Raw genomic sequence first — 15,583 nt, forward strand, 5'->3', positions numbered from 1 at the left:
GCGGCGGGCGGGGCGGCGTTCGGGTCGACGATGTCGCTGATGCGCTTGACGACCGTCTTGCCGCTCATGTCCACGACCTTGAACTCCTCCTCCTCCGGGAGTTCGCCCGCGTCCTGCTGCTTCGAGTCGGGCTTGAAGCGCTTCTTCTCCACCGGCTCCTGGTTGCGGTAGTGGCGCAGGATGGCGTGCTCGATTTCACGGTCGCCCGCCACCATGGGCACCACGCGGGCGCGGCTGCGCGCCGCCACCTGGTCCAACGTCGCGAGGTCCGTGGGGTCCGACATCGCCAGGACCAGCGTCTTGCCGTTGTCCTTGAGCTGGACGGGGAAGACGCCCTTCTGTTCGGCGAGGATGACGTCCACGCGCGACAGCGCGGCCGCGTCCTTCGTCAGGTTTCCCAACTGCACGCGCGGCATTCCCAGCCCCTGGCAGATGGCCTGGGTGATGGTCTCCTCGGACGCCAGTCCCAGGTCCGAGACGACGCGCGATACGCGCCCGCCCCACTGGTCCAGCGACGCGAGCGCGCTGCGAAGCTGCAACTCGTCGATGACGCGCGCCTTGATGAGGATGTCGGCGATGCGATTTCGGGAAGGGGGAGCCATGGGGTGGGGATTCTAGCGTCTGATGGCGCGGACGCTCAGTCCACGTCGTCGAACTGCCTCACCAAGAGGCCAGGAGGCCGACGATGCAGCCCTTCGCGGATGCCGCCACCCAGACGTGCCCGTACTGCGGTGAAGAGGTGGAAGTCGACGTGGACTCGCTGGGCGCCTCCTCCGAGGCCTACGTGGAGGACTGCCCCGTCTGCTGCCGGCCCTGGGAGGTGAAGGTCACCCGGGACGAGGACGGGCCCTCTGTCACCCTGGGCCGCGACGACGATTGAGCCTGCCGGCCAATGCCTCTCCGGCCGGAAGGCAGGCGGCCAGGCGGACAGGCAGGGTGCCTCCCGCACCGCGTCCGGAACGGCCGGGGCCGTTGCTTGACACGTTTCAAAGCATGGTTCTCTTGAGTCTTGTGAGGCGCTGACGGGCCCTCCTGAAACACCGAAGCCTGGGCCCGCCCGCCGCACTCAACAACGACCGTGAACCCGCACGACGTGCGTCCCATGGGACGACACGCACAGGAGAAGTCCATGCTTAGCAACCGCAATGCCTACAACGCCGCCGTCACGCTGCCCCTGCTGCGCGACTTCGACCTGCTCTTCCGCGAGCTGTCCTCGGCGACCGCCAACACCCGCCCGGACATGGAGCACACCCTGACGCCCGCGGCCGACATCCTCGAAGCCGAGGCCGGCATCACGCTGCGCATCGACCTGCCCGGCCACGACGCCAAGGCCATCCAGGTGAAGGTGGAGAACAACGTGCTGACCGTGCGCTCCGAGCGCAAGGGGGAGGCCGTCGCGGAGGGCACCACGCTGCGCCGCCAGGAGCGTTCCACCGGCGTCTACGCGCGTCAGTTCCGCCTGCCCGACACGGTGGATGCCACCCGTGTGGAGGCCCGCTACGACAACGGCGTGCTGTCCCTCACCCTGCCGCGTCGCGAGGAGACCAAGCCCCGCGTCGTCGAGGTGAAGGTCCAGGGCTGATGCACGTGCATCACCCGACGCCACTCAGGGAGGCCGCTGTCCTCGCGAAAGACGAGGTGCGGCGACTCCCGCCAGCATCAACCGACCCGAGGGCTTCCGCTGTGGGCCAGGCGGAAGCCCCCGTCCTTTACTTGCGGTTGGCGCTGGCGCCGAGGGCCATGGGCACCCGGAACAGCTCCAGCACCGCGTTCACGTCCAGGGGCTTGGCCAGGCACGCCACCGCACCGGCCTGCTTGGACTGCTCCACGACGTCCGGCGTGTGATTGCTCGTCATGGTGATGAGCCGCACGCCCTCCATCTGCTTGCGCGCACGGATGCGCTTGCAGACCTCGATGCCGTCGATGTCCGGCATGTTGATGTCCATGAGCATCCCGTGCGGCTTCTGCTCCGACACCAGCAGGAGCGCCTCCACGCCGCTCGTCGTCGTCTGGATCTCCACCTGGTTCGCGTAAGGCTTGAACGCGCGCTTGATGGCATCCAGCGTCTGTCGCTCGTCGTCGACAATCAGCAGGCGCACCGTGCTGCTGCCCAGCTCCTCGGGCACGGGCATCTGGTGGGTGACCAGGAAGGTGCGCAGGTCGGTCGAGCGCACCCGGCGGTGACCGCCCGGCGTGCGGAAGGCCATCAGGATGCCCCGGTCGATCCACTTGCTCACCGTCGACGGATCCACCTGAAGCAACCGACTGATGTCGTGCGTCGTGTAGAGCTGGTCCGTCATCGCCGTACTCCCCTCGGACTGCATCGTTCCACTTGCCATGGAAATAAACACCTACCTTGGATGCGGGGTTTGATCAACCCACCTACCTGCTGCGTTTATCAGGACTTCTCATCAGACCCACGGCGTCATCCCAGCGGCTACTGGCACGGAGGCACAACTCCACCAATTCGCGGGCGGCTCCGTGACCGCCAACGTTCTGGGTAACGAAGTGCGCGTCCTGGCGCACCTCAGGAACCGCATCCGCCGGACAGGCGGAAAGCCCTGCGAGCGACATGGGGTCCAGGTCGTTGAGGTCATCGCCCATGTAGGCGCACGCTTCAGCGGGCACCTGGAGCTGGGCGAGCAGCTCTTCCAGCGCCGGGCCCTTCTGCTTGCGGCCCTGAAACACGGCGGCCAGGCCCAGCTCGCGGCCGCGCGCTTCCACGATGCGCGACGTGCGCGCGGTGAGGATGGCGGCGGGCAGGCCCACCAGCCGGGCCATCACCAGCGCATGGCCATCCTTCACGTTGAAGCGCTTCATCGCTTCGCCGTTGTCGCCGTAATACAGGCCGCCGTCGGTGAGGACGCCGTCGACGTCGAACACAAGCAGGCGCACGCGTGACGCACGAGACGTCAGCTCTTCCCTGCCCGGTTTGGAAGGCGCTTCCGTCTGCATGGCCTCCTCACCTTTCGCGTCCATCAACCGGCTTCGTGACCCAGCGCGCGACGGATGCTGAGCACATCTCGTACCACGTCCTCGAACATCTGTGGATTGAGCGAGCACGGACCGTCACACAGGGCACGGTCGGGGTCTTCGTGGACTTCTGTGAATAAAGCGTCAATCCCGGCGGCAGCGGCGCTGCGGGCCAGCAGTGAGACGAACCTGCGCTCGCCGCCCGTCGTCCCGTCGCTGGAGCTGGGGAGCTGCACGGCGTGGGTGGCGTCCATGCACACGACGAGGCCGGCTTCGCGCATCTGGGCGAGGCCGCGCATGTCGACCACGAGGTTGTTGTAGCCGAAGGAGGAGCCCCGCTCGGTGACGAGGATGTTGGGGTTGCCCGTCTCCACGGCCTTGCGCGCCGAGTGGACGATGTCCTTGGGAGCGACGAACTGTCCCTTCTTCAAGTTCACCCCCCGGCCCGAGCGCGCCACCGCCTCCACCAGGTCCGTCTGCCGGCACAGGAAGGCAGGTATCTGGATGATATCCACGACTTCAGCGGCTGGCCCGACGTGGCTGGTTTCATGGACGTCCGTGAGGACGGGAACGCCCACTTCCCGCTTCACGCGGTCGAGGATTCTCAGACCTTCCTTCAAACCCGGTCCACGGAACGACTTGCCGCTGGTCCGGTTGGCTTTGTCATAGGAACATTTGAAGGCATACGGGACGCCCAGCCGGTCGGTGATGCCCTTGAGCAGGTGGGCGTGGCGCAGGGCCATCTCCTCGGACTCGATGCTGTCCGGGCCGGCGATGACGAAGAGCTTCTGACCGGGGCCGACCTTGTGGCCGCACAGTTGGATGGAAGGCGTCGTGCTCATGCGCGCACCGGGGTGGCGGGAGCCGCGCCGCGGGAGGAGTCCCGCTGGGCGAGCGCCGCGCCGATGAAGCCAGAGAAGAGGGGGTGGGGAGCGAAGGGCTTGCTCTTGAACTCCGGGTGGAACTGGCAGCCGACGAAGTAGGGATGATCCGACAGTTCAATCATCTCCACCAGATTCAGCTCCGGGTTGTGTCCGGAGATGACGAGCCCCGCCTCCTGGAGCCGGCCGCGGTAGGCGTTGTTCACCTCGTAGCGGTGCCGGTGGCGCTCCTGGATGGCCTCCTGCGCGTAGAGCTTGCGCGCGACGGTGCCTTCCTTGAGCGCGCACGCGTAGCTGCCCAGGCGCATGGTGCCGCCCTTGTCCTGCACCTTCACCTGGCTCTCCATCAGCGTCACCACCGGGTGGGCGGTGTGCTCGTCGAACTCCAGGCTGTTGGCGCCCTGGAGGCCCAGCACGGAGCGGCTGAACTCCACCACCGCCATCTGGAGGCCCAGGCAGATGCCGAAGAAGGGCAGCTTCTGTTCGCGCGCGTAGCGGACCGCGGCGATCTTCCCTTCGGTGCCGCGCACGCCGAAGCCGCCGGGCACGAGCACCGCATCCACGCCCGCGAGCGTCGTCTCCGCCCCTTGGGCCTCCACGTCCTGGCTGTCCACGAAGCGCAAGCGCACGCGCACGTCGTTGGCGATGCCGCCGTGGAGCAGGGACTCGTTGAGGCTCTTGTAGCTCTCCGTGAGGTTCACGTACTTGCCCACGATGGCGACGGTGACTTCACCTCGCGCGGGCTCGTAGATCTTCCGGACGATGGTCTCCCACTTCTCCAGGTGGGGCGCGCGGCTCCAGATGTTGAGCACCTCCGCCAGCCGCTCATCCAGGCCCTGGCGGTGCAGTTCCAGGGGCAGCTCGTAGATGCTGCGCACGTCGGGGGACGTGAACACGTTGCCGTTGTCCACGTTGCAGAACATGGCGATCTTGTCCTTCAGCTCGCGCGAAATCTCCCGGTCGGTGCGGCACAGGAGGAAGTCCGGCTGGATGCCGATTTCGCGCAGCTTCATCACCGAGTGCTGCGTGGGCTTGGTCTTCACCTCGCCCGCGGCGCCGATGTACGGCAGGAGCGTCAGGTGGATGTAGACCGCGTTCTGGCTGCCCACGTCGTAGCGCATCTGGCGGATGGCCTCGAGGAAGGGCAGCGATTCGATGTCGCCCACCGTTCCGCCGACCTCCACGATGACGACGTCCACGTCCTGCGAGGCCTGGCGGATGCTGGCCTTGATCTCGTCGGTGATGTGGGGAATCACCTGGACCGTCTTGCCCAGGTACTCACCGCGGCGTTCCTTGGTGATGACCGCGTTGTAGATGCGGCCGGAGGTGAAGTTGTTGAGGCGGCTCATCCGGGCGTGGGTGAACCGCTCGTAGTGGCCCAGGTCCATGTCGGTCTCGCCACCGTCCTCGGTGACGAAGACCTCGCCGTGCTGGAAGGGGCTCATCGTGCCCGGATCCACGTTGATGTACGGATCCAGCTTGATGAGCGTGATGTCCAGCCCGCGGTTCTCCAGGAGGGCGCCAATGGATGCGGAGGCCAGTCCCTTCCCCAGCGAGCTGACCACGCCGCCCGTCACGAAGATGAACTTGGTTTTCTTGGAGCGCATGTCCCTTCCTGCCAAGAGGGCCAGGGTGCGTCAAATAATCTCTGCCGGGTGAACGGCTGGCTGGCCCCGGGAGGCCGGCCGGCGGTTCACTGCGCGTCCCAACCCCCCGGCCTGGCGACCGCGAACTGCTGGGCGGACGGCTGCCCCACGCGGAAGCGGCGCAGGTCGCAACCTCGGCAACTCCAGCCTTCCCAGCCTTTCTTCACGACCTGGTGGAGACAGGCGTCGTAGTTGGGGCAGAAGAGGTTGCGCTGGTCGTCCACCGTCTCCTCGTCACGGAGGGCGGAAGGCAGGGGGATGGGACACGGCGTGATGGACACGGAGCTCTCCGATGGGCGACCACGGCAGTCGTGGATGGCGCTTCTCCCCCCGTCGGCTCGAACCGGCAGGTCGGACGGACATTCCCAGGGGGTAGGACGGACAAAAAAAGTCGCCCCCGTCGGGAGACGAGGGCGACCGGTACCGCGGACGTCAACCACCGCCGGGAGACCCCTGGGCTAGCAGGAAACCGCGACGGAGGTAGACGCCTGATTCTTGCTGTCGATCAAGGCATCACCTCCTTTCTTGAGGCGCTTGAGATAATGCGCCCCTGCTTTTCGCGCCACGGGGACTGCGGGATGGAGGGTGCCGGCCGGGGAACGACCGTTCAGGCGGCGACCACCTGGTGCTCCACGAGGCGGCGGTAGAGGCCGTCCTGGCTCATGAGGCTGGCGTGTGTGCCGCTCTGGACCACACGGCCCGACTCCAGCACCAGCACCCGGTGGGCGTTGGCCACGGTGGACAGGCGGTGGGCGATGATGAGGGTGGTGCGCCCCCGCATCAGTCGCTCCAGGGCGTCCTTCACCAGGTGCTCGCTCTCCGCGTCCAGGGCGGAGGTGGCCTCGTCCAGCACGAGGATGCGCGGGTCCTTGAGCACGGCGCGGGCAATGGCGACGCGCTGCTTCTGGCCGCCGGAGAGCTGCACGCCGCGCTCGCCCACCGCGGTCTTGTAGCCGTCCGGGAAGCGGCTGATGAAGTCGTGCGCGTGGGCGGCCCGGGCGGCGGCCTCCACCTGCGCGTCGGTGGCGTCCGGGCGGCCGTAGCGGATGTTGTCCCCGATGGAGCAGGAGAACAGCAGGGGCTCCTGGGCGACCATGCCCACGTGCGTGCGCAGCCAGCTTGGGTCCAGCGTGTCCAGCGCGCGGCCGTCCAGGAGCAGCCGGCCCTGCTGCGGGTCGTAGAAGCGCGACAGGAGGGCGGCGAGGGTGGACTTGCCGGCGCCGGAGGAGCCCACCACGGCGACGACCTCTCCGGCCTGGAGGGTGAGGTCGATGCCCTGGAGCACCTGCACGTCCGGGCGCGAGGGGTAGGCGAACCTCACGTCCTGGAAGTCCACCCGGCCTTCGACGGTGGCGGGGCGTTCACCCTGGGCGATGGGGATGGCGGGCTGCCGGTCCATCAGTTCGAAGACGCGCTCGGCGGCGCCCGAGGCGCGCATGAAGTCCGCCCACAGGTCCGCCAGGGAGCCCAGGGACATGGCCACGAGCATCGTGTAGATGAGGAACGAGGTGAGGGCGCCCACGGTGAGCTGTCCGTCCACCACCAGCCGGCCGCCGTACCAGAACACCGCCACCGCGGCGATGTAGCCCGCGCTGGAGACCGCGCCGATGAAGATGGCGCTCTGGCGCACGCGGCTGCGGGCGACCTCGAAGGCGTGCTGCACGGTGTTGCCGTAGCGCATCACCTCCGACGGTTCCGCCGCGAAGCTGCGCACGGTGCGCAGGCCGGACAGGCTCTCCTCGGCGACCTCTCCGGCCTTGGCCAGCGCGTCCTGCACCTCCCGCGCGAGGTGGCGCACGCGCCGCCCGTAGAGCACGCTGCCCACCGCCACCAGCGGGACGACGGCGAGCATCAGGAAGGTGAGCGAGGGCGAGGTGTAGAAGAGCAGCGCGATGCCGCCCAGCGCCTGCATGGCGTGGCGCAGGCCCATGGAGACGTTCACGCTCACGGTGTTCTGCAGGACGGTGGTGTCGGACGACAGCCGGCTGGTGAGTTCGCCGGTGCGGTGGGTGTCGAAGAAGGCCACCTCCTGGTTCATCAGCCCGCGGAAGAAGTCGCGGCGCAGGCGCATCACCACGCGCTCGCCGGAGACGCTGAAGAAGTAGGCGCGCAGCGAGGTGGCGACGGCGCTGGGGATGGATCCGTCGAAGGTGACGATCCACGTGACGCTGTTGGGAGGCGGGTTCGGCCGCAAGTCGAAGCCGGACTACGTGGTGGAGGCGGCGCTGGTGGCGAGGGCGGTGGGCGCGCCGGTGCGCCTGCAGTGGACGCGTGAGGATGACGTGCGCCACGACTACTACCATTCGACGAGCGCGCAGCGGCTGGAGGCGGGCCTGGACGCGAGCGGCAAGGTGGTGGCGTGGCACCAGCGCATCGCGTTCCCGCCCATTGGCTCCACGTTCTCCGACGCGACGTTCGCGGGGGACGGGGAGATGGGGCAGGGCATCGTGGATCTGCCGCTGGCCATCCCCGACGTCCGGATGGAGAACTGCGAAGCGCGGGCACACACGCGCATCGGCTGGCTGCGGTCCGTGGCGAACATCTACCACGCGTTCGCGGTGCAGAGTTTCATCGACGAGTTGGCGCACACGCGCGGCACGGATCCGCGCGACACGTTGCTGGAGGTGCTGGGGCCCTCCCGCATCGTGACGCCGAAGGACCTGGGCGTGGCGAAGGTGCCGAACTACGGGCAGTCGCTGGAACAGCACCCGGTGGACACGGCACGGCTCCGGCGCGTGATTGAGCGGGTGACGGGGCTGGCGCGGTGGGATGAGCGCAAGCGTGAGGGTCGGTCGCTGGGGCTCGCGGCGCACCGCAGCTTCCTGACCTACGTCGCGGTGGTGGTGTCCGTGGTGAAGGACGCCAACGAGCAGATCCGCGTGGACGAGGCGTGGATCGTCGCGGACGCGGGCACCATCATCAACCTGGAGCGCGTGCGGGCCCAGATGGAGGGCGCGGTGGTGTTCGGCCTGAGCCTGGGGCTGTACGGCGAAATCACGATGAAGGACGGCGCCACGGTGCAGAGCAACTTCCGGGACTACCGGCTGGCGCGCATCGCGGAGACGCCCCGGAAGATCCACGTGGACATCATCCCGAGCGATGGTCCGCCGGGAGGCGTGGGCGAGCCCGGAGTGCCTCCCGTGGCCCCGGCCCTGGCTAATGCCGTGTTCGCGCTCACGGGGACCCGGGTGCGGGAGCTGCCGTTGGTGAAGACCGTGAAGGTGTGATGTCGAGCTTTCAGTGGATCATAGGTGACAAATTTACTTTAGCAGGCGCGATGCGTAACGCAGCGACATGCCGCTGTGCCTGCGGCCCACGTTTCCCTTTCCGCCACATGCGCTGTAGCCAGCCTGCAGCGCCAAGAGGGCTTGCCCCCAAAAGTCCGAAGTCTGCGTGGCATCTCTGTGCCGTGCAGTTACCCCTCTCGCCAATGTCTTGGAGCGATGCGTCAAGGGCGGCCTGCAGGTGTTAGAGTAGGGCTTTCTATAGAATTTGCGGTAGCTTGATAATGAGATGCTCAACACTGGAGAGCGATAGAATGACTATTGACTGGAAGGCGACGCAAAAAAAAGCTGTTTACTCAATTCTACAGCAGTATCCCGCTGAAGGCGGACAATGCGACGCGGCTGCAGAGGCGATTCTTCCGATTGCCAAGGAGTTGGACGGTAGTGCCCAAGTCCTGAAAATTGTTCCGAGTTCCAAACTGAAGCGAGCCCGCTTCATTATACCGGTGGGTAGGACCGCAAAGTGGGGGGAACCCTGGTATGTGCACTATATGAACGAAGTCATGCTCCATTACGTCGATGCTCTGACCGGCCCAGACGGTACCGTTGCTACCAACTACCTTCAGACCCACTGGGAGCATCCTGACGACCTAGAGATCCACCCTGTATGAGCGCTCTTCAGACGACAATCCTTGCGTATATTGACGAACAGATAGAAGCCATTCTTTCGGCGCCTAAGATGTGGGGCTCTGATGAGAGTGTCGAAATGCAAGTATTGCAACTGCTTGAGTTTCGGTCGGTAACGCTTCGCCCAGAAATTGAGAAGAGTAACCCTCGGGCAGTGCTTGATGAGTATCACGGATTTCTGAGGCAAACCTTTCCCGAGGCGCCGCCCTATCCACTATTCGGCTTGACCAAAAGATATGGCCGAGAAAGTGAATTCATCAGCCTCCTTAAGAGACTCAGCGAGCACATTGTTCGCGACATGCAGCCCGACAATATCTTCGCGAGCCACGACCTCGTCCTGAGATTGTGGCTACGTGAGTCTGTTTCAATTCCTCGAGCCTCCTCTCTGAGTTCGTACTACGAAGAGTTGCATCGTGTGCTCCGCGCGGTCTCCAGGCCTACTGGTACGCGTGGGCGTGCATCCCACGAGTTAGAGGAGGCCATCGACTTTGCAATGCCAGATGTAATCGTTGTGCCAGCAAACGGAGTTCCTGCCCACATTGTGCTGCCGCTTGATCAGGTGGAATCTAGCCGATCACAAGAGGTTCAGCGCGGGCTTGCGCAATTGGTTGCTGTAAATGATTGGGCTGCTACGTCGAATGCGTCTATTGAGTCGTTGATAGACAAGCTCCCAGAGGAAGAGTTTCCTGAGAGAGTCGCATTGCTGGCAATGAGGCTTGTGCCAAGTCAGGAGGAGTCAATTCGGATGGTTGAACTGGGGGGTAGGTTTATTCCTGGATTGCAGCCTGTGAAGATTCAGCCGTATTATGCAGAGCGTATGTTTACGGTTGTTAAGGAGCGCCGCCCGCCCCAAGAGTTCGATGAGGTTGGTATTATTCGTGCGGTCGATATAGATCAGCGATCAATGCGAATTAATGTGGATAAGCGGTCGTATAAATGCTTTTTTAAGAACACTGCCGTTCTTAAGTCAGCTCTTGAATCTCTTGGCCAGCGGAGACGTGTGTCGGGGGAGCTTTACAGGACCCGCGGCAGTTCAACAGTTGTGGAAGTGACTAACCTTGCAGATTAATGATCAAGGCTAACGCCAAGATCAGTGATTCTGATCGAAGAGCCTACTGAGCCCCTCCCCGCAGGGCCACCATGCGTCCACTGGCCAGGGGCTCGTGCGTGCCCCGGTTGAAGCCCGCTTCCCCCTGCGCTACACCGCTCCGCAGTCGCTAGGGGCGCCTCCGGAAGGGGGCTGAGACGGTCGCGTTGCCGCGTCCGACCCTTTGAACCTGAACCGGTTAATACCGGCGGAGGGAAGCGGTGTGGGCGCTCCATGCTCCCGTCCCGTCTCCCGTCCGTTGTCACGAGGAGCCGTCCGATGAGTGGAGCGTCCAAGAGCCTGAAGGTCGACGGGAAGGTGTTGGAGGGGATCAGCCGAGGCCCGCTTCCCGCCTCCCAGAAGGTCTACGTGTCCGGGACCCTGCACCCCGACATCCGTGTCCCCCTGCGCGAAATCGCCCAGACGCCCACCCGCCACCACGGCCCCGTAGGCTCCGGCCCGGAGACGGCCAACCCTCCCGTTCATGTCTACGACTCCAGCGGCCCCTACACCGACCCTGCCGCGGACATCGACCTGCGCCGGGGCCTGTCCGCCTTGCGTGAGAACTGGATCCACGCCCGCGCGGACACCCAGGAACTCGCCGGCATCACCTCCGAGTACGGCCGCGCCCGTGAAGCCGATCCTCGCCTCGCCGGCCTGCGCTTCAACCACATCCGCAAGCCCCGCGTCGCGAAGGCAGGCGGCAACGTCAGCCAGATGCACTACGCCCGCAAGGGCATCATCACGCCGGAGATGGAATACGTCGCCGTGCGTGAGAACCAGAAGCTGCACGCGTCGCTCGCCGCCCAGCACCCCGGCAACTCCTTTGGCGCCGCCATCCCGCGCGTGATTACACCGGAGTTCGTGCGCGAGGAGATCGCCCGGGGCCGCGCCATCATCCCCGCCAACATCAACCACCCGGAGCTGGAGCCGATGATCATCGGCCGCAACTTCCTGGTGAAGATCAACGCCAACATCGGCAACTCCGCCGTCACGTCCTCCATCGAGGAGGAGGTGGAGAAGATGGTCTGGTCCATCCGCTGGGGCGCGGACACCGTCATGGACCTGTCCACCGGCCGCAACATCCACGAGACGCGCGAGTGGATCCTCCGCAACGCGCCCGTACCCATCGGCACCGTGCCCATCTACCAGGCCCTGGAGAAGGTCAACGGCAAGGCCGAAGAGCTCACGTGGGACATCTTCCGCGACACGCTCATCGAACAGGCAGAGCAGGGCGTGGACTACTTCACCATCCACGCCGGAGTGCGGCTCCAGTACGTCCCGCTCACCGCGAAGCGCCTCACCGGCATCGTCAGCCGCGGCGGCTCCATCCTCGCCAAGTGGTGCCTCGCGCACCACAAGGAGAACTTCCTCTACACGCACTTCGAGGAGATCTGCGAGATCATGAAGGCGTACGACGTCAGCTTCAGCCTGGGCGACGGCCTGCGCCCCGGCTCCATCGCCGACGCGAACGACGCCGCGCAGTTCGGGGAGCTGGAGACGCTGGGCGAGCTGACGAAGGTCGCCTGGAAGCACGACGTGCAGGTGATGATCGAAGGCCCCGGCCACGTCCCCATGCACCTCATCCAGGAGAACATGACGAAGCAGCTCGCCGTGTGCCACGAGGCGCCCTTCTACACGCTGGGGCCCCTCACCACGGACATCGCGCCCGGCTACGACCACTTCACCAGTGGCATTGGCGCGGCGATGATCGGCTGGTTCGGCACGGCGATGCTCTGCTACGTGACGCCCAAGGAGCACCTGGGCCTGCCCAACCGCGATGACGTGAAGGAAGGCGTCATCACGTACAAGATCGCCGCCCACGCCGCGGACCTGGCCAAGGGTCACCCGGGCGCCCAGGCGCGCGACAACGCTCTGTCCAAGGCGCGCTTCGAGTTCCGCTGGGAGGATCAGTTCAACCTGTCGCTGGATCCCGAGCGCGCCCGCGCCTTCCACGACGAGACGCTCCCCGCCGAAGGGGCCAAGGTCGCCCACTTCTGCTCCATGTGCGGCCCGCACTTCTGCTCCATGAAGATCACCCAGGACGTGCGCGACTACGCCGACAAGGTGGGCGTCAACGAGGTCCAGGCGCTGGAGACGGGGATGCAGGAGAAGAGCGAGGAATTCAAGAAGGCCGGCAGCGAGCTGTACCGCTGAAGCCTCCAGGCGGGCGGGGGCCTCCTTGAGGCTCCTCGTCCGCTGGATGACAGGCACCGACACGCCGTGCCATGTTGCGAACCTTCAGGGCGCAACCCGTCGCGCCCCGTTCATTTTTGGAGGGCGTTTCATGGAGCCAGAGCAGCGCGAGGAGCAGCAGTTCGGGTCGTTCATCACGGGTTCGCCCACGGCGAGCACGGATGAGAAGACGATGGGCATGTTGGCGCACCTGGGCTCCATCGCCGGCATCGTGGTGGGCGCGGGCTTCCTGGGCTGGGCGGTGCCGCTGTTCCTGATGCTGACGAAGGGCAAGGAGTCCTCCTTCGTCCGCTCGCACGCGGTGGAGTCGCTCAACTTCCAGATCACCACCTTCCTCGCGATGGCGGTCTCCGCCGTGCTGATGTGCGTGGGCGTGGGCTTCCTGCTGGTGCCCATCGTGGCGCTGGGCTCCATCGTGTTCACCGTCATCGCGGGCCTGAAGGCCAACGACGGTGAGCTGTACCGCTACCCCGTCAACCTCCGGCTGGTGAAGTAGCCGTCAGCCGCCGATGCCCATCATGGGCAGGAGCGTGGCACCGTTTCCGGCCTCCGTGAAACGGTGTCCCTCCGGCTTGTCCCCCAGCGCGCGGCGCACGGCCATGGCCAGCTCCGCGTCGGTGGCCCCGCCCCGGATGAGCTGGTGCAGCGGCGCCTGCGCCCGGCCGCCCAGGCAGCTTCGCAGGTCCCCGTTGGACGCCACCCGCACCCGGTTGCACCCGCCGCAGAAGTTCTGCGTCAGGGGGGAGATGAACCCCACGCGTCCGCCCGTCGTGCGCCAGTAGCGCGCGGGCCCGGAAGTGGGTGACGCAGCGTCCTCCTGGGGCTCCTCGGTGAGCGTCCTCCCGGTGGCCGCCAGCCGCTCCAGGAGCTCCGCCGTGGGCACCGGCGTGCCCTGACCGAAGGGCATCAGCTCGATGAAGCGTGGGGTGATGCCGCGTGCGTGCGCGAAGTCCACCAGCGCGGGCACCTCCGCGTCGTTGATGCCGCGCATCACCACGACGTTGAGCTTCAGCGACTGGAAGCCCGCCGCCGCAGCCGCGTCGATGCCGCGCATCAGCGCGTCGAAGTCACCCTGCTTGGAGATGCGCCGGAACGTCTCCGCGGACAGCGTGTCCAGGCTCAGGTTGAGCTGGGTGACGCCCGCCTCGCGCAGGGGGACGGCGAGGGTCTCCAGGCGGCTGGCGTTGGTGGTGATGGCCAGGTGCTGGATGCCCGGCACCGCGGCGAGCCTCCGGGCGATCTCCTGGATGTCCGGCCGGATGAGGGGCTCGCCGCCGGTGAGGCGCACGCGGCGGATGCCCATGCGCGCGAACACGGAGACGATGCGTTCGAACTCCGCGGCGTCCAGCAGGTCCTTCTTGCCGCCCCAGGACGCCGGGGAGCAGTAGGAGCAGCGGAAGTTGCAGCGGTCCGTGATGCTCAGCCGCAGGTACGTCATGCAGCGCCCCTGCGCGTCGAGCAACGGCGGGGCGAGCGGATTGGATGCGGGCGGGGGGGCGGTCATCACGGGGCTTTCCGCCTTCATAACAACCCGCCCGGGGAAATCATCGCTCCCGGTGGGGGCGATCAGCCCTCGGTGCCCGAGGCTGAACGGATCGCGACCGGCGGGGCCCCGGGAAGAGGGGACGCGACCGCGCTGGAGGCCGGGCCCACCGGGGGCGAGTCCGTCTCATCATCCAGGTCGGTGAGGCGCGCCAGCTCCGTCTCGGCCTCGGCGGCGTCGGCGGCGGCCTGCAGCGGGTTGAGCTTCTTCTCCGCCATCTCCTTCTTGATGCGGATGAGCCCCTCCTCGCCGATGTCCAGGAACGCCTTCACCACGTCCGGATCGAACTGGGTGTTGGCGCAGCGTTTGATCTCCTGGATGGCGTTGGCGAACGTCGTGCCCTTGCGGTACGGCCGGTCGCTCGTCATCGCGTCCAGCGTGTCCGCCACCGCGAAGATGCGCGCGCCGATGTGGATTTCATTGCGCTGGAGGTTGCGGGGGTAGCCCGCGCCGTCGAACCGCTCCTGGTGCGACAGGACGATGTCCGCCGGGGTGGAGAGGAAGGGGATGTTCTGGATCATCTGGAAGCCGATCTCCGGATGACGCCGCATCTCCAGCCACTCGTCGGGGGTGAGCTTGCCGGGCTTGAGCAGCACCGCGTCCGGCACGCCAATCTTGCCGATGTCGTGCAGGAGCGCCCCGCGGCCGATCTCCTCCATCTGCTTGCCGTGGATGCCCATGCGGCTGGCGATGGCGCTCGTATAGCTGACGACTCGCTGGGAGTGGTCGCTCGTCTCGTGCTCGCGCGCGTCTAGAGCCGCCACCAGCGCCAGCAGGGTGTTCTGGTACGTGTTGGCGATGTTGTGCAGCGCGCTGCGAAGCTCGGCGGTGCGGTCGCGCACCTTGCCCTCGAGCTTCTTCTGGTAGCGCTTGCGCGCCATCTCGATGCGGCGCTTGGCGAGCGCGCGCTCGATGGCTCGGATGAGGTCGGTGAGCTTGGGCGGTTTGAGCAGGTAGTCCACCGCGCCCCGGCGCAGACAGTCCACCGCGGACTCGGTGTCGCCGTAGCCGGTGAGCATGATGACGGACGTGTCCGGCAGCCGCTCGCGCAGGTTCTCCAGCAGCCACAGCCCGTCACGGCCCGGCATCTTCATGTCGCTGATGACGAGCGGCGTCTCTTCTTCGCCCGCGACATCGAGCGCCATCTCGGCGCCATTGGCCACGACGCAGTTGTAGCCCTCCTCACGGAGGAGCACGGAGATCACGTCGCGGACGGAGTCGTCGTCGTCGACGATCAGGATTCGAGGCGGGGCGGGGGGGATGGCTTCCACGGAGGAAGATTCTAGAGGTTTCCGGGTCTTAAAGGCGAACGAGTGCGAGAAATTACCACCCGCCTCGCCTCCTTG

15 protein-coding genes, 1 pseudogene and 1 riboswitch are annotated in these 15,583 nt (G+C 66.2%); of the genes and pseudogenes, 7 read left to right on the forward strand and 9 right to left on the reverse strand.

The window, feature by feature from the left end:
* A partial coding sequence (locus D7V88_RS16005; protein ID WP_120541510.1) for a GspE/PulE/PilB domain-containing protein occupies window positions 1–602 on the reverse strand: 602 nt, incomplete at its 3' end.
* An 83-nt stretch (window positions 603–685) separates the two neighbouring features.
* Between D7V88_RS16005 and D7V88_RS16010 the strand changes: the two genes are divergently transcribed.
* Complete coding sequence (locus D7V88_RS16010; RefSeq protein ID WP_120541511.1) at window positions 686–880, forward strand: CPXCG motif-containing cysteine-rich protein; 195 nt, start codon at window positions 686–688, stop codon at window positions 878–880.
* Between the two features lie 249 nt (window positions 881–1,129).
* Complete coding sequence (locus D7V88_RS16015; protein ID WP_120541529.1) at window positions 1,130–1,582, forward strand: Hsp20/alpha crystallin family protein; 453 nt, start codon at window positions 1,130–1,132, stop codon at window positions 1,580–1,582.
* Between the two features lie 127 nt (window positions 1,583–1,709).
* Here D7V88_RS16015 and D7V88_RS16020 read toward each other — a convergent pair whose 3' ends face one another.
* From D7V88_RS16020 to D7V88_RS16045, 6 genes are all read right to left on the reverse strand, one after another.
* Window positions 1,710–2,339, reverse strand: a complete 630-nt coding sequence (locus D7V88_RS16020) for a response regulator (RefSeq protein ID WP_120533359.1) — start codon at window positions 2,337–2,339, stop codon at window positions 1,710–1,712.
* Between the two features lie 43 nt (window positions 2,340–2,382).
* Complete coding sequence (locus D7V88_RS16025; protein WP_208726313.1) at window positions 2,383–2,955, reverse strand: KdsC family phosphatase; 573 nt, start codon at window positions 2,953–2,955, stop codon at window positions 2,383–2,385.
* Between the two features lie 23 nt (window positions 2,956–2,978).
* Window positions 2,979–3,815 carry a 3-deoxy-8-phosphooctulonate synthase gene (gene kdsA / locus D7V88_RS16030; protein ID WP_120541513.1) on the reverse strand — a complete coding sequence of 279 codons (837 nt, stop codon included), beginning with the start codon at window positions 3,813–3,815 and terminating at the stop codon, window positions 2,979–2,981.
* Window positions 3,812–5,461 carry a CTP synthase gene (gene pyrG, locus D7V88_RS16035; RefSeq protein WP_120541514.1) on the reverse strand — a complete coding sequence of 550 codons (1,650 nt, stop codon included), beginning with the start codon at window positions 5,459–5,461 and terminating at the stop codon, window positions 3,812–3,814. The genes kdsA and pyrG overlap by 4 nt, the downstream gene beginning before the upstream one ends.
* Before the next feature lie 86 nt (window positions 5,462–5,547).
* Complete coding sequence (locus D7V88_RS16040) at window positions 5,548–5,781, reverse strand: hypothetical protein (protein ID WP_120533363.1); 234 nt, start codon at window positions 5,779–5,781, stop codon at window positions 5,548–5,550.
* Window positions 5,782–6,107: 326 nt separating this feature from the next.
* Window positions 6,108–7,658: an ABC transporter ATP-binding protein gene (locus D7V88_RS16045; protein WP_244238177.1), complete on the reverse strand. Its 1,551-nt coding sequence runs from the start codon at window positions 7,656–7,658 to the stop codon at window positions 6,108–6,110.
* Here D7V88_RS16045 and D7V88_RS16050 point away from each other — a divergent pair.
* The 5 genes and pseudogenes from D7V88_RS16050 to D7V88_RS16060 form a co-directional block, all read left to right on the forward strand.
* Window positions 7,606–8,727: pseudogene (locus tag D7V88_RS16050) on the forward strand (molybdopterin cofactor-binding domain-containing protein); the annotation flags it as partial. The gene D7V88_RS16045 and the pseudogene D7V88_RS16050 sit on opposite strands and share 53 nt — an antisense overlap.
* 311 nt (window positions 8,728–9,038) lie before the next feature.
* On the forward strand, window positions 9,039–9,395 hold the full coding sequence (locus D7V88_RS42605; protein ID WP_147448753.1) for a hypothetical protein: 357 nt from the start codon (window positions 9,039–9,041) through the stop codon (window positions 9,393–9,395).
* Window positions 9,392–10,480: a hypothetical protein gene (locus tag D7V88_RS42610; protein ID WP_147448754.1), complete on the forward strand. Its 1,089-nt coding sequence runs from the start codon at window positions 9,392–9,394 to the stop codon at window positions 10,478–10,480. The genes D7V88_RS42605 and D7V88_RS42610 overlap by 4 nt, the downstream gene beginning before the upstream one ends.
* 140 nt (window positions 10,481–10,620) lie before the next feature.
* Window positions 10,621–10,732, forward strand: a riboswitch (TPP riboswitch).
* Between the two features lie 45 nt (window positions 10,733–10,777).
* Window positions 10,778–12,655 carry a phosphomethylpyrimidine synthase ThiC gene (gene thiC / locus D7V88_RS16055; RefSeq protein WP_120541515.1) on the forward strand — a complete coding sequence of 626 codons (1,878 nt, stop codon included), beginning with the start codon at window positions 10,778–10,780 and terminating at the stop codon, window positions 12,653–12,655.
* 130 nt (window positions 12,656–12,785) lie between these two features.
* On the forward strand, window positions 12,786–13,190 hold the full coding sequence (locus tag D7V88_RS16060) for a DUF4870 domain-containing protein (RefSeq protein WP_120541516.1): 405 nt from the start codon (window positions 12,786–12,788) through the stop codon (window positions 13,188–13,190).
* Window positions 13,191–13,193: 3 nt separating this feature from the next.
* On the opposite strand, the gene moaA is transcribed toward D7V88_RS16060, so the two are convergent.
* Window positions 13,194–14,198, reverse strand: a complete 1,005-nt coding sequence (gene moaA / locus D7V88_RS16065; protein ID WP_120541531.1) for a GTP 3',8-cyclase MoaA — start codon at window positions 14,196–14,198, stop codon at window positions 13,194–13,196.
* 62 nt (window positions 14,199–14,260) lie between these two features.
* The gene (locus D7V88_RS16070) at window positions 14,261–15,508 is read right to left on the reverse strand and encodes an HD-GYP domain-containing protein (protein ID WP_120541517.1); all 1,248 of its coding nucleotides are present in this window, start codon (window positions 15,506–15,508) and stop codon (window positions 14,261–14,263) included.
* Window positions 15,509–15,583 lie beyond the last annotated feature (75 nt).

Source organism: Corallococcus terminator (assembly GCF_003611635.1).
Lineage (GTDB): Bacteria > Myxococcota > Myxococcia > Myxococcales > Myxococcaceae > Corallococcus > Corallococcus terminator.

What these genes read in the sequence shown, in the direction of transcription:
- D7V88_RS16010 (WP_120541511.1), top strand. Translation starts at nt 686, where the DNA reads ATGCAGCCCTTCGCGGATGCCGCCACCCAGACGTGCCCGTACTGCGGT.
- D7V88_RS16015 (WP_120541529.1), top strand. Translation starts at nt 1,130, where the DNA reads ATGCTTAGCAACCGCAATGCCTACAACGCCGCCGTCACGCTGCCCCTG.
- D7V88_RS16020 (WP_120533359.1), bottom strand. Translation starts at nt 2,339, where the DNA reads ATGGCAAGTGGAACGATGCAGTCCGAGGGGAGTACGGCGATGACGGAC.
- D7V88_RS16025 (WP_208726313.1), bottom strand. Translation starts at nt 2,955, where the DNA reads ATGCAGACGGAAGCGCCTTCCAAACCGGGCAGGGAAGAGCTGACGTCT.
- kdsA (WP_120541513.1), bottom strand. Translation starts at nt 3,815, where the DNA reads ATGAGCACGACGCCTTCCATCCAACTGTGCGGCCACAAGGTCGGCCCC.
- pyrG (WP_120541514.1), bottom strand. Translation starts at nt 5,461, where the DNA reads ATGCGCTCCAAGAAAACCAAGTTCATCTTCGTGACGGGCGGCGTGGTC.
- D7V88_RS42605 (WP_147448753.1), top strand. Translation starts at nt 9,039, where the DNA reads ATGACTATTGACTGGAAGGCGACGCAAAAAAAAGCTGTTTACTCAATT.
- D7V88_RS42610 (WP_147448754.1), top strand. Translation starts at nt 9,392, where the DNA reads ATGAGCGCTCTTCAGACGACAATCCTTGCGTATATTGACGAACAGATA.
- thiC (WP_120541515.1), top strand. Translation starts at nt 10,778, where the DNA reads ATGAGTGGAGCGTCCAAGAGCCTGAAGGTCGACGGGAAGGTGTTGGAG.
- D7V88_RS16060 (WP_120541516.1), top strand. Translation starts at nt 12,786, where the DNA reads ATGGAGCCAGAGCAGCGCGAGGAGCAGCAGTTCGGGTCGTTCATCACG.
- moaA (WP_120541531.1), bottom strand. Translation starts at nt 14,198, where the DNA reads ATGACCGCCCCCCCGCCCGCATCCAATCCGCTCGCCCCGCCGTTGCTC.